At 60.2% G+C, this 14,054-nt stretch carries 10 protein-coding genes; all 10 read right to left on the bottom strand.

Translation table 11 applies throughout. From position 1 onward, the window contains the following. Window positions 1-25 precede the first annotated feature (25 nt). Window positions 26-589 (bottom strand): alkyl hydroperoxide reductase subunit C, encoded by a 564-nt coding sequence (ahpC, locus tag FHS02_RS14640; protein ID WP_131148669.1) that lies wholly within the window; start codon window positions 587-589, stop codon window positions 26-28. Between the two features lie 232 nt (window positions 590-821). Beyond that, window positions 822-1,367, bottom strand: a complete 546-nt coding sequence (locus FHS02_RS14645) for a hypothetical protein (RefSeq protein ID WP_137315211.1) — start codon at window positions 1,365-1,367, stop codon at window positions 822-824. Window positions 1,368-1,449: 82 nt separating this feature from the next. Next, entirely contained in the window at window positions 1,450-2,118 is a 669-nt protein-coding gene (locus FHS02_RS14650) for a hypothetical protein (RefSeq protein WP_137315212.1), read from the bottom strand. Between the two features lie 347 nt (window positions 2,119-2,465). Further along, complete coding sequence (locus FHS02_RS14655) at window positions 2,466-3,188, bottom strand: hypothetical protein (RefSeq protein WP_137315213.1); 723 nt, start codon at window positions 3,186-3,188, stop codon at window positions 2,466-2,468. 99 nt (window positions 3,189-3,287) lie between these two features. Then, the gene (locus tag FHS02_RS14660) at window positions 3,288-3,506 is read right to left on the bottom strand and encodes a hypothetical protein (protein ID WP_137315214.1); all 219 of its coding nucleotides are present in this window, start codon (window positions 3,504-3,506) and stop codon (window positions 3,288-3,290) included. Then, window positions 3,487-4,200, bottom strand: a complete 714-nt coding sequence (locus FHS02_RS14665; protein ID WP_137315215.1) for a hypothetical protein — start codon at window positions 4,198-4,200, stop codon at window positions 3,487-3,489. The genes FHS02_RS14660 and FHS02_RS14665 overlap by 20 nt, the downstream gene beginning before the upstream one ends. 1 nt (window position 4,201) lies before the next feature. Then, a complete protein-coding gene (locus FHS02_RS14670; protein ID WP_137315216.1) occupies window positions 4,202-5,614 on the bottom strand; it encodes a hypothetical protein in 1,413 nt (470 codons plus the stop codon). Window positions 5,615-5,626: 12 nt separating this feature from the next. Next, complete coding sequence (locus tag FHS02_RS14675) at window positions 5,627-8,518, bottom strand: type VI secretion system Vgr family protein (protein WP_137315217.1); 2,892 nt, start codon at window positions 8,516-8,518, stop codon at window positions 5,627-5,629. An 86-nt stretch (window positions 8,519-8,604) separates the two neighbouring features. Then, window positions 8,605-11,397, bottom strand: a complete 2,793-nt coding sequence (locus tag FHS02_RS14680; protein WP_137315218.1) for an EAL domain-containing protein — start codon at window positions 11,395-11,397, stop codon at window positions 8,605-8,607. Between the two features lie 209 nt (window positions 11,398-11,606). Beyond that, entirely contained in the window at window positions 11,607-13,931 is a 2,325-nt protein-coding gene (locus FHS02_RS14685; RefSeq protein ID WP_137315219.1) for a YgiQ family radical SAM protein, read from the bottom strand. Between the last annotated feature and the right edge of the window lie 123 nt (window positions 13,932-14,054).

Genomic DNA, 14,054 nt, shown 5'->3' on the forward strand with positions numbered 1-14,054 from the left:
AGCGTACTGCTCAATAACTACTTACTTAGATCTTGCCGACCAGGTCCAGCGACGGGGTCAGGGTTGCTGCGCCTTCGGACCACTTGGCCGGGCACACTTCGCCTGGGTGGGAAGCAACGTACTGGGCTGCCTTCACTTTGCGCAGCAGTTCCGATGCGTCACGGCCGATGCCGTTGTCGTGGACTTCCAGGACCTTGATGAAGCCTTCCGGATTGATCACGAAGGTGCCGCGCAGTGCCAGGCCTTCTTCTTCGATCATGACCTGGAAGTTACGGGACAGCAGGCCGGTCGGGTCGCCGATCAGCGGGTACTGCACTTTCTTGATCGCGTCGGAGGTGTCGTGCCATGCCTTGTGAGCGAAGTGGGTATCGGTGGAGATACCGTACACTTCCACGCCCAGCTTCGAGAATTCTGCGTAGTTGTCGGCCAGGTCTTCCAGTTCGGTCGGGCAGACGAAGGTGAAGTCAGCCGGGTAGAACACGAACACGGACCACTTGCCCTTCAGGGACTCTTCGCTCAGATCGATGAACTTGCCGTTGTGGTAAGCGGTTGCCTTGAACGGTTTGACTTGGGTGTTGATCAGAGACATTTGTGTTTTCCTCGTGAGGGTTGTGAATCAATGAGATGCTAGTTTAGAGGGATCTCGGCTATTTGGAAAATTGATTGTCACAATAGTTTCAATTGAGTTTGACTATCGGAACGTCATAGCGAGACGGCTATTATCGTCGTTCTTGTCAGATCGTGAAGGTTGAGGGGACGGTAATGGCGCGGCTTCAAGGCCGTGCGCCTGCATGAGGCCAAGCGGCTGGACGATGCGATGCTTAGTGTTCCGGGCAGTCCGGCTCGATGTCATAGCCGAGGTAGTAGTAATAGCTCACGACCGGCTCCTTGTCGCGCAAGGCGCGATAAACCCTGAAGTTGATACCCTCCGTACCGCTGCAATGGCGGACGATGAGCGGCGATGCCCCCGTAAGCCCGACTTCGTAGACGTCCTTGCCAATTTTCTTTGCCGTGGTCATCCCTTCGATGCCGAATGCGAAGTCGTCGATCTCCCTCGGCTTGCCCAGGGGGCGATACGCGCCAGCGAACTGATAGGTTTCCTCACCTTGGGACGATGCCAGCGTCGATGAAGGGGCACCGCTCCGCTGGCCGTCCTTCGGCTGCGCACGTGGCACGAAACAGCATTCCTGCCGGTCATTGCCCAACACGACAAACGGCAGCTTCGCCGCGGGGACCAGTTTTTTTGCTGTCGTGTGTAGCAGGGCTGGGCTGTCGGGCGTGAGATTTAGAACATAAAACTCCGGCTCGGCGGCAAGGCAAGCTACGTGACTGACCAGACTCAATATCAATGCCATTGGCCGTTTCATCGCACCTCCTTTGTTGGGGCTGGTGATACGGGGGATGAACTCGGCTACTAACGGGCTAGCCATCGTGGCAGCCAAGGGATGATTACTTAAGTTTAATCCCGATTTTTTCCTCAAGCTCAAGAACAATCTTAGCTTGCGCAACGCCGTAACCAATCAATTGCACAAAGAATGCGATGATCAATATTGATGGAATCCCACAAGCAAAAAGGCTTACTTCGGGATACACATTTCTCAGAGCCAAACCAATCAGCATGCACGGCACCATCAATATTACACCCTCCAATTTCAACGCTTTTGTGACACGCTCCCACTCCACAGACCCTTGGTCACGATTGAAAGCCTTCTCGAAAATTACATTTCCATTCTTCGCCCACTTCACCGAAAACCTGCGAAAAGCCTCCGCAATATTGCCTAACGAAAGTGGCACGATCAACGCGAACATGAGTGCGCGCATGTACACATTTACATTATCGGCCCACGCGAGTGGCAGGATCAGGCACATCATGAACCAGATCATGGACATGGAGAACGATGCGCCGAACAGCAATTTGAAATATAACCGCTCGCGCCCGAGGATGTACAGGGACGCCTGAAAAAGTAAAATCAGGCAAATAGCCAATATCGATCCGTACGCAAAGTCATAGGAATTGTCCCGGCTGGCGATATTGTCGGTGATCGCCCACCCGCCTGCGCTTCCGATGCACATGATCACTAGTGACAATAATAAAAGCCTTGGTGTAACGTAGCTCATGCTAGCGCATCCATTCTGCACGGCACTACAATTCTAATGTAGAAGTAAATCGATAGCTTGAGGTCAATTATTTCACTAAACTTGGTGCTGTGGTAAATTATCAACCACGACTCCATATCTATCTACTACGCGCCTCGCCTGAATTTGACTTGCAGAATCTGCTGCTTCCGGGTGGCTCGGCGCGCGCGTCGTCGAACATCAGCTGATTGCAGGCGCCAGTGCCGCTCTTGCTGGCCTGCATTGCCTGCGACTTGAAGCCAGACAGCACCGCCGCATGTGCATGGGCACCAGCTTGCCCACGACCATGCTGGTGCTTTGCCATTGCAGCGTGCCGGCATCAGTACATCTTATTGAACTGATTGAATGACAGAGCCCACTTTCTTCTCCAGTTTTCGCACCACTGCGGCTTGCGCCAGATTGTAGGCGATCATTTGGAAAAAAAACGAAACGATTAACAGCGTTGGAATCCCCCACGCAAAGATACTGAAAATCGGATACACGTTGCGCAGACTCAGGCCAGCCAACATCGATGGAATTATCAAAAGCGAAGGAAGCCATACCAACCGCTGCGGAAGTCCTGGGATGAAAATGACACCCGTTAGGTTTAGTGATTTCGTCACCTGATACCAATTAACAGTTGCATGCTCGTGTTTATATTCTTTCGCAAAAAGCTGCTCTCCCCTCTCCGCCCACTTTGCCGAGAATCTACGAAATGCCTCTAAAATATTAGCAATACCGAGTGGAACAAGAAGGGAAAGCATGCCTACACGGAAACACAGGCTCACTGCTTCAATCCACATCACTGGCAACACGAGGCACATCATAAACCAAACAATGGATAGGCCAAACGCTGCCACAAAAATTAGATGAGAATATAATCCTCTTTTCGCTCGGAAACACAATACCGCCTGGATTACCAAAAGTCCGCCTGCAATCAAGATTGACCAGTACACAAATTCAATTGAATCATCCTTGCCAGCAAGCCTGTACGTGACAGCCCAACCTCCAACACTTCCAGCAAATAAAATACCGAGAGATAAAAATAGATATTTTAGGGGGATATTTCTCATATCAGCGCGCCCATCCCGCGACCGTTCCTTTAATATCAAAAATCTCATCGACTAGATCGACAACTGTAGCAGCAAGAATATACCCGCCCACTACAACTGCTACAATGCCCAAGACAGGCGCGCCGGCTGCGCCGAAGATAAACGCGGCGCCTGCCACCACGCCTGCAGATACTTGAATGGCTTATTACTCATGTAAGCGAGCCCATCCGGCAGCCGTCCCTTTGATACCGAAAATCGCATCGAATAAATCAATCCCCGTAGCAGCACCGACAGACAAAACATCAGGCCAAGGAAAACTTTACCTGAATTTTTGTCCATTTTTCGCCTCAAGCTCAAGAACAATTTTGGCTTGCGCAAGTCCGTACCCGATCAATTGAACAAAGAATGCCACGATCAATATTGATGGGATACCCCAAGCAAAAAGACTTACCTCGGGATATACATTCCTCAGAGCCAAACCAATCAACATGCACGGCACAATCAATATAGCGACAACAGATGTCAGCTTTCTTGGAAATCCAGGAATGTAGATTACACCCTCTAAATTCAACGATTTTGTGACTTGCTCCCACTCCACCGACCCCTGGTCACGATTGAAAGCTTTTTCAAAACTTATACTCCCGTTCTTCGCCCATTTCACCGAAAACCGGCGAAAAGCCTCCGCAATATTGCCTAACGAAAGTGGCACGATTAAGGCGAACATGAGTGCGCGCATGTACACATCGACATTATCAGCCCACGCGAGTGGCAGAACCAGGCACATCATGAACCAAATCATGGACATGGAAAACGATGCGCCGAACAGCACTTTAAAATATAACCGTTCGCGTCCAAGGATGTACAGCGATACCTGCAAAAGTAAAATTAGGCAAATCGCGAATATCGATCCGTATGCGAACTCATAGGAATCATCCCGGCTGGCGACATTATCGGTAATGGCCCACCCGCCTACGCTTCCGATGCACATGATTACTAGGGACAATAATAAAAGCCTCGGTGTAACGTTACTCATGCTAGCGCGTCCATTCCGCGACGTTTCCTTTGATATTAAATATCTCATCAGCCTTATCTACAATGGTTGCGGCAAGGATGTATCCAGCCACGACAACCCCTACTACAAGTGCCACAGGAGCTGCTGCCAAGCCTACGGCCGCCGCTGCAGCGGTAACACCGACAACTGCCATGGCTGCAAAGACGCTACCAATCGCTGCAGTTGCCCCTGCCTTTGCGATGGACACCCCAGCCCGCCCCAAAAATTCCGTGAAGTCCTTGCTCCCCTTCTGGTCAAAATAGACGGAATTTACATCTCCCACCAAGTCGATGACTGTGCCAATTATCTGGATTTTTAAGCCGCCGCGAAAATTATCCGCGCTGGTCAGTACCACTCGCTTGACGCCGCCGTAACCGGCTTTTCCTGTTCGTCCCAATCCACCATCTACAAAAGCTGACCCTGGCGCCCCAAGGGGTACTCTCTGGTGCACTACCTTATTGTTTGCGGCCGCACCGAGTAGTTGGCTGGCGATCCTCGTCAGTGGACGCCCCTTGAATAACACACGATATTTTCCATTTACCTTTTTTTCGATGCGAACAGTCATGGAGAGCTTATTGAGGGCTCGCCAGTGCTCTTGCATATAGCCTGCACTCTCCTTGAACCAGTTGGCGGTAAGATGCTCATTGCCAGATATGTATGTAGCTGCGGATGCCAGCGCCACATATAGCGAGGATGGGCTTTGTTCCCTCGTCGGCGCAATAAAGATCTGCTCGGGACTTCCTGCCACAGCGACGCCACTGTCGAGTTGCTTACGGACTTGTGGCTGAATTTCGTGTGGTAAGGCCTCGGTTACGGAAACATACTCCTTTATTTCCGGCACCTCTGGCGAAACCTGATAATTGTACTCGGTACCAAATTCGCGTAAGTAGGATAGCTTAGGGTCTACATAGGGCTTGAACAGTTGCTGATGTGCAACGCCAGCGCCGAACTGATCTTTAATAGTGCATTCAAAGCGTGCAAACAGCGGTTTTTGCCCCATCAAGACCAATAGGGGTTCTGGTTTGATTTTAGGATCGGAACCATATGCCTTCGAATCAAGCTGGTTAACTTTATAAGTCCCCAGCAAACTATTTCCTTGCTTGAGGGATAATTCGTCCTTGAACTCCCTGCCGACCCAGACATGAAAGCGTTCTCCGTCCTGAAAGGTCGACCGGCGCAGCAGTTTTTTATCTCTAGAGCAATAAAATTCCGCGCGGGACTCCACAGTGTAAGTCGCTCCAGGCTTGAGGTTTATCTCGAAAAAGACGTCCCTGTGCTTCCGAAGCACAACTTTAATATTATCGCTGGAGCGCCAGCATCGAACCACCTCGCCAGGCAGGTCAATGCATACTTCCTGCACCGTTGGTTTCACGCTCTGCGCTGTCTTCGACGACATTGATCTCTCCTTTTATTTTCGCCTAGGCTGTTTTGCATGAAACGGCCCTAAAGGTGCATTCTTGATCGTTGCCTTTCCGCTTGCATCAAGGGTAATTCCCTGGTCTGTACCATTAGAGAACTGCATAGCAATCGGCTCATCGGTAAGAACGTTTCCGTCAGCATCCACGTATTCGATTTCCAGATCACGTTTGATGTTCAGTTCGCCAACTTTATGAGCGATATCGACGCTTGAAACGCTTAACGGCCCCGCCAGCTCCTTCTTGCTCGCCTTGAACGCCATCGTCCCCGGCCCCTGGATCGTGATATTCCCACCCTCGATCTTCAGCGAGGCCCCCTGCGCGGTCAGCATCACGTGCGCCTTCCCACTGACCGACACGCTGCCGCCCACGCTCGCCACGGTCACCATCTTGTCGGCCGTAACGCGCACGGCATCGGACTGCGCCTGCACGCTGGCCTTGCCGCTGGCCGCATGCAGCCGGATGCCCGTTTCCTGGTTCGGCTTGGTGGCCGCGCTGGCCTTGCCGTACGTAAACAGGCCGATGCCGCCCTTCACCTGGTGCAGCAAGTTCGCCTGGGAAGCGACATTGATGTCCTGCCCCGCCGCGAAGCTGGTCGTCGTGCCGGCGGAGACGATCGTGCTGGCAGGCGTGGTGGCGGCGATACCGGCCGGGCTGGATAGCTGCAACTGCGGCTCGGTAAAGGCGATGGCATTGCCGCCGCCGCCCTCGTCCGCGCCGCCACCACCGGCGGTCGCATCCAGCACGCTGGTGCCCTTGCGCAATTCAGCAATGGCCGGCAGCTTGGCCGGTTCCGGCTCACTCTTCAGCTTGGCATTGTGCTTTTGCGCGGTATCGGCGAGCGACTGCATCAGCTCCGCGCTGGCGCCGATCTGCGAGACCGCCGCGCGCGCATCGAGCTGCTGGCCGCCGGCGGTTTGTGCTTCGGTCGACAGCAGCAGGCCTTGGCCCGCGCGCAGTGCGGCGCCGTGCGCAGTCTTCAATTCGGCGCCGAAGCCGGCCGTGTCCAGGCGCTGGTTGTCCGCCTGGTGGCGCAGATGGCCGAGGTTCAGTTCATCGGTGCCTTCGTGCGCGCCGGCGTGGCGTTGCAGCGCCACGCGCGGTTCGGCGGGCGAATCGTCGAATACCAGCTGGTTGTAGGCGCCGGTGCCGCTCCGGCTGGTTTGCAGTGCCTGGGACTTGAAGCCGGACAGCACCGCCGCGTGCGCGTGCGCGCCGGATGCGCCGGGGAACCATGCCGGCGCGTTGCCCGTGGCGGCGCCGGTGCCGGCGTTGATGCGGTTGTGCTGCGCATCGGCCTCGCCGCCGCCGTTGTACAGGCTGCCGATCACGATGGGGCGGTCGATGTCGCCGTCGATGAAATCGACCAGCACTTCGCTGCCCACGCGCGGCACGGCGACGGCACCCCAGTTGGCGCCCGCCACCGGGGCCATCGGCGTGGCGATGCGCACCCACGTGCCGCTGCGGTCGTCGGCGGGCGCGCCGGCATGGCCGTCCGGTGCCGGGTGATCGAGGCGGCTGTGGCTTTGCGCGCCGCGCTGCCAGTGGAACTGCACCTTGATGCGGTGGTCGCGGTCGGTGTGGATCACCGCGCCGGGCGGGCCGACCACGATCGCCGTCTGCTGGCCGCGGATCGTCGGTTTCGGGCGCAGCACGAGGCCATGCCCGTCCCTGCCGGTGCTGCGGTACGGCACGCTGCTGCGGATCGCATCGATGCGGTTGCGGTACAGCGGCCGTTCGCCCTTGTCCTTGCCGGTCGCGTGCAGGCTGCCGGCCTGTTCGCGTTCGATCAGCCGGGCCAGCGGGTGTTCGCCCAGCCGCTGCGCCGCATCCTTGACCTCGGCGCTCAGGTTGTTGTGGGCCAGGTGCAGCACGCGCAGTACGGCAAAGGTTTCATTTTCCTCGACCGCGGCGTGCTCGCGCAGCGTGAACGTGGTGCCGGGAACGAGCGTGCGGACGGTACCCGCGCCGACAAAGGTTTCGCGGCTGGTGCGCAGCGCTTCGAGCTGCCGGTCGGCGATGCGCTGGCCGTGCTCGGGCGACGTGTAGGCATACGCGCCCGGCGTGTCGCGCAGCACGGGGCCCGCGCCGTCCTCCGCCGCCGCGCGGCGCATGCCGAGGCCTCGGTAATCCCAGCTGCCGATGTCGACGCCGCCGGCGGTGCCGCGCACTTCGCGCCGCCAGCGGTCCATGCTGTCTTCCCGCATTACGGCGCCGGGCTGGGTGAAGCGCAGGGTGGACTGGGCGGCCGGCTGGAACGCGCCGTTATGGTCGGCGATCACCAGCCTGTGGCTGCCGAATGGGGAGCTGTCAGGCTCGCCGCTGTGCTCGAAGTAGTAGAACAGGCCTTCCTCGTGCATCAGCCGCTCCGCGAATGCCCGGTTCGATTCCTGGTACTGGCATGTCAGCGAGCGTTGCGGATAGATCGTGCGGTCGGCGATGTCGTAGCGCCACTGCGGCACCAGCTTGCCGGGGCCCTGCCAAGAGGCGAACAGCGTATCGAGGATATCGAATACCGTCATGTCCTGGAACACGCGGCTGTCGCGGCCCAGTTCCATGAACGCATACCACGGGCCGATCGTCAGTTCGTAGCGGGCCAGGCCGCCATCGGCCCCCAGCATGCCGGCAGCGGTCACGTACCCGTGGAAGGGGCGCGGCTGGCCGTGGGTCGCGGTCAGCAGTTCCAGCAGCACCGGCTGCCCGAGCAGCGATTTCAGGGCGATGCCCGCGTCGGTCGACAGCGCGGTCACTTTCAACTCGTAAGGCTGGCTGATGGCCTCCTGGGCACGCAGGCACTCGGGTATCAGCCGGTTCGGCCCCAGGGGGGTGGACAGTTGCAGGATACGGGTATCCTGCCGCAGCATCAGGTCGGGCAGTGCAAGCATGAGGAAAGCCTTACCGGGAAGTGATTATTGCAAATAAACCACTATTTTAACCGTCCTCGGCAATAAAGGACGCACCGGTAAGACGATTATTCCGCGGTGAGCATGGCCGCGTGGGAGCGCAGCAAGGCGTCGAATTCCTCGGCCGGCAGCGGCTTGTCGAACAGGTAGCCCTGGCCGTAATCGCAGCCGGCGGCGGCCAGCAGGTCGCGCTGCTGCGGCGTTTCCACGCCTTCCGCGATCACGTGCAGGCCCAGCTTGTGCGCCATCACGATGATCGCTTCCGACAGCGCCAGGTCGCTCGAATCGGGCGCCAGGTTGCGCACGAAGCTGCGGTCGATCTTCAGGTAATCGATGTCGAACTTGTTGAGGTACGACAGCGACGAATAGCCGGTGCCGAAATCGTCCAGCGCCACCTGGATGCCGCCGTCGCGCAGCTGCAGCAGCTTGTCGGTGACCATCTTGCTGGCGTCGAGCAGCAAGCCCTCGGTGATCTCGACCACGATGGCCTGGCCCGGCACGCCGGCCTGGCGCAGCGCGCGCAGCCATACTTCATAGCTGCCGCCCTCGCGCTGGAATTCCACCGGCGACTGGTTCAGGCTCACCTGGAAGTCCGGGTGGACGTCGCTGCGCCAGCGCTGTACCCACTGGATCGACTCGTTGAAGACCCACTGGCCGATGTCGACGATCAGGCCGGAGCTTTCCGCCAGCGGAATGAACTCGAGCGGGCTGACGAGCCCGCGCTGCGGATGCTGCCAGCGCAGCAATGCCTCGGCCTTGCGGATGCGGCCCGTCTCGAGATGCACGATCGGCTGGAAATACAGCTTCAGTTGGTCGCCCTTGACCGCGCTGCGCAGGTCGTTGGTCAGGCGCATGCGGTTCAGCGCCGCCACCTGCAGCGCCGGCGTGAAATAGCTGAAGCGGTTGCGGCCGGCGCCCTTGGCCGCGTACATGGCCTGGTCGGCATGCTTGAGCAGGTCGCTGACGCTCGCCGCGTCGTCCGGATACAGCGTGATGCCGATGCTGGCGGAAACAAAGGCCTGCTCCTGGCCCAGCTGGAACGGCGCCAGCAGGCTGTCGATGATGTTCTGCGCGATCGCATCGACCCGGTCGGTCAGCTGCAGTTCGGTCAGGATCACCGTGAACTCGTCGCCGCCCAGGCGCGCCACCGTGTCGGCCTGCCGCACGCAGCCGGCGATGCGGCGCGCCGCATCGACCAGCAGCACGTCGCCCTGGTGGTGGCCCAGCGTGTCGTTGACTTCCTTGAAGTGGTCGAGGTCGATGAACAGGATCGCGATGCGGGTGCCGTCGCGCCGGCTCTTGACCACGTCATGCTGCAGGCGGTCGAGGAACATGCGGCGGTTCGGCAGCTGCGTCAGCGGGTCGAAGTTGGCCTGCTGCCAGATCAGCGCCTCGGTTTTCTTCTGGTCCGTCACATCCTCGATCATGCACAGCTTCAGGTGCGGCCCGGCCTGCAGCGGCACCACGGACGCTTCCACCCACACGGTCGAGCCGTCGGAGCGGACCAGCCGCAGCGTGGTGCGGAATTCCGGCACGTCGCCGGACGCCAGGCGCGCCATCTGCACCGTCCAGTCGGTCACGTCCTCGGGATGCACGAAATCGAGCCAGCTGTGGGCGGCGAAGGCGTCTTCGGAACGGCCGGCAATCTCGCGGTAGCGGGGATTGACGTCGGAAAATGCGCCGCTGACGCCGTCGATCAGCGCGATACCGATCGGCGACGCTTCGAACATCGTGCGAAAGCGCTCCTCGCCGGCCCGGATCGCATCGGCGGAGCGGCGCCGCTCGCGCGCCAGCAGGGCGAAGTGGATCGCGGCGCCCAGCAGCAGCAGCAGCGCCGCGGCGCCACCGATGCGGTACAGCCACGCGAGGTTGGCGTCCGGTTCGGCGTTGTACAGGAAGCCATTGAACGTGACGCCTTTCGGCAGCAATCCCAGATCGACGTACACGTCGGCGATGTGCTGCCAGCGCTCGGGATTCATGTAGCCGATCTCGACCAGCACAGGCTGGACCAGCGGCACCATCTGGCGCGCTTCGTACAGCAGGTGCTGGCGGTCGTGCCGGCGCGAATACTTCGCCAGGATCAGGTCGGCGATCTCTTCCTGGTGGCTCATCGCGTATTGCCAGCCGCGCAGGCTGGCGGCGCGGAACGCCTTCACCCGTTCCGGGTGCGCATTGAGCTCCTGCTCGCTGGTGAACAGGTTGTCGCCATAGAAATCCACGCCGGCGGCACGCGGGCTGTGGATGTCGTACGCGAAGCCGGCCCGGTCGAAGTAATCCGGTTCGTTGGTGGTGTGGATCGACATGCCATCGACCCGGCCGTTGACCAGGTCGGCAGGATCGTAGGTATGCTCGACGCGGAGCAGGCTTTCCTGCGCCACGCCTTCCCGCTTCAGGTAGGCCGACAGTTCGTCGGCATGGTTCAGCGGAGCCGAGAGCGGCCCCAGCATCACGCGCTTGCCGGCCAGCCGGCGCAGGTCCGGCGTTGCGCCCTGCTGCCGCACCGCCAGCGCGTACGGCGAATGCTGGAAGATCACGCCCAGTGCGACGACGGGCTTGCCGGACAGGCGCGCCAGCAGCAGCGAACTGCTGCCGGTGCCGTACTGGGCGCGGCCGGCCAGCACTTCGCGCAGCGGCGCCTCGCCATCGATGCCCTCGGCGATCTGCACGTCCAGCCCCGCCTCGCGGTAATACCCTTTTTCCACCGCCGCGTAATAGCCGGCGAACTGGAACTGATGGGTATGCTTCAGCTGGAGCACCACGCGGTCCTCGGCATGCACGGGGAATGCAACGATCCCCACCAGCAGCGTCAGGCTGGCGAAGACACGGCGCACGGCAGGAAAGGAGATGGATTCGGGGAGCACGAAGGGCGCCGGAACGTTCGAGGGACGGCCCCTGGCCGCTGTCGTAGTGAGCTACCCGATTGTACCCCCGGCGGGCGCGACTCCATGGCTGAGCGAGTGCCGCCCTTGCCCGGGTGTGGCGTCCGGGCCGCAATCGGGCCAGCCGGGATGTCGAACCGACAACAAGTTATCGGAACCGCCATCCCGCCGGCCGGATGTGCGAACGAATGTTAGCGGCGGCCCTTGGTCGTGGACTGAGCCGGCTTCGCCGCGGTCTTCGGCTTGACCTTGATGGTATCGAGGATCGACGGCCGCGCCTTGGTTTCCACCGTTTCACGCGCCGTCATCGAACCGGTCAGCGCATTCGGGCGGCCGCCGCGTGGCGCAGGGGCGCGGCCACCGGCGGGCTGACCCGGCCGCGCACCGCGCTGTGCGCCCGGCGCCAGCGTCGGCATCGCACGCTTGCCTTCCGGGGCCGCCGTCATGTTTTCCTCGCCCGGCGTCCACGCCGGGATCAGGTGCTTCTCGCCATTGCCGATCAGGTCGCCGCGGCCCATCGCCTTCAGCGTCTCGCGCAGGATCGGCCAGTTGGCCGGATCGTAGTAGCGCAGGAACGCCTTGTGCGCCTTGCGCACCTTGGCCGTGCGCGGCGTTTCCACCACTTCCGAATCGCCGGTGACCTTCTTCAGCGGGTTCTTGCGGCTGTGGTACATCGTGGTCGCCATCGCCATCGGCGTGGGCATGAAGGTCTGCACCTGGTCGAGCCGGAAGTTGTTTTTCTTCAGCCACAGCGCCAGGTTCAGCATGTCTTCGTCCGACGTGCCCGGGTGGGCGGCGATGAAGTACGGGATCAGGTACTGCTTCTTGCCGGCCTCGATCGAAAACTTCTCGAACATCGCCTTGAACTCGTCATAGGCGCCGATGCCCGGCTTCATCATCTTCGACAGCACATTGGTTTCCGTGTGCTCCGGCGCGATCTTCAGCAGGCCGCCCACGTGATGGGTGACGAGCTCCTTCACGTATTCGGGCGAGCGCACCGCGAGGTCGTAGCGCAGGCCGGAACTGATCAGGATCTTCTTCACGCCGGGAATCGCGCGCGCCTTGCGGTACAGCTGGATCAGCTTGCTGTGATCGGTGCCCAGGTTGGAGCAGATCGACGGGTACACGCACGACAGCCGGCGGCACGATTCCTCGATGGTCTTTTCCTTGCAGGCCAGCCGGTACATGTTCGCCGTGGGGCCGCCCAGGTCGGAAATGGTGCCCGTGAAGCCCTTGGTCTTGTCGCGGATGTGCTCGATCTCGCGCAGGATCGACGGTTCCGAGCGGCTCTGGATGATGCGGCCTTCGTGTTCCGTGATCGAGCAGAACGTGCAGCCGCCGAAGCAGCCGCGCATGATGTTCACCGAGAAGCGGATCATTTCCCACGCCGGGATGCGCGCGTTGCCATAGGCCGGGTGCGGCGCGCGCGCGTAGTTCATGTCGTACACGCCGTCCATCTCGTCCATCGCCAGCGGCAGCGGCGGCGGGTTGATCCACACGTCGCGGTCGCCGTGCTGCTGCACCATCGCGCGGGCATTGCCCGGGTTCGATTCCAGGTGGAACACGCGCGAGGCGTGCGCGTACATCACCGGGTCGGTGCTGACGGTGTCATAGGAAGGCAGCCGCACCACGGTGCGGTTGTGCTTTTCCTTCGCCATCGCCTGGCGTTCCTCACGCGTCATGATGCGGATCGGTTTTACGGTCGGTTCGGGCGCGGCGTTCTCGGTGGCGCAGGCTTCCTTGTCTTCCTTGGCCATCGCGTACGGATCGGGATGCGCGTCGATACGGCCCGGCACGTCCACGCGGGTCGAGTTGTGCACGCCCCACTCTTCCGACGGCAGCCAGCCCTGCGGCACCAGGAAGGCGGTGCCGCGCAGGTCCTTGATGGCCTTGATGTCCTCGCCTTTTGCCATGCGGTGCGTCAGGTCCACCAGCGCGCGCTCGGCGTTACCGAAGATCAGCAGGTCGGCCTTCGAATCGATCAGCACCGACTTGCGCACCTTGTCCGACCAGTAATCGTAGTGGGCGATGCGGCGCAGCGATGCCTCGATGCTGCCGATGATCACCGGCGTGCCCGGGAACGCTTCGCGGGCGCGGTGCGCATACACGCTTACCGCGCGGTCGGGGCGCTTGTTCGGCTCGCCGTTCGGGGTGTACGCGTCGTCCGAACGGATCTTGCGGTCCGACGTGTAGCGGTTGACCATCGAATCCATGTTGCCGGCCGTGATGCCGAAATACAGCCGCGGCTTGCCCAGCGCGCGGAAGGCATCGGCCGATTGCCAGTCCGGCTGGCTGATGATGCCGACGCGGAACCCCTGCGCTTCCAGCAGGCGGCCGACCAGCGCCATGCCGAAGCTGGGATGGTCGATATAGGCATCGCCCGTGACGAGGATGACGTCGCATTCGTCCCAGCCGAGCTTTTCCATTTCGGCGCGGGACATGGGCAGGAAAGGCGCGACAGGAGCGCGGGCAGACCGCTTGGGGACGGTCGCGAAGAGGTTCTGGGGGGCGTTCATAAGGCAGGATTGTACCAAAAAGCGTGCCGCGGCGCGCATCGCGCCACTTTTAAGTGGCGAAAAAGCTTTTATTATTCAATAACTTGTGTTGCAGGCAGCGGAAAGGTTGGAAAAGTATCCATG

Origin of the sequence: Pseudoduganella umbonata (assembly GCF_014192225.1) — a bacterium.
Lineage (GTDB): Bacteria > Pseudomonadota > Gammaproteobacteria > Burkholderiales > Burkholderiaceae_D > Rugamonas > Rugamonas umbonata.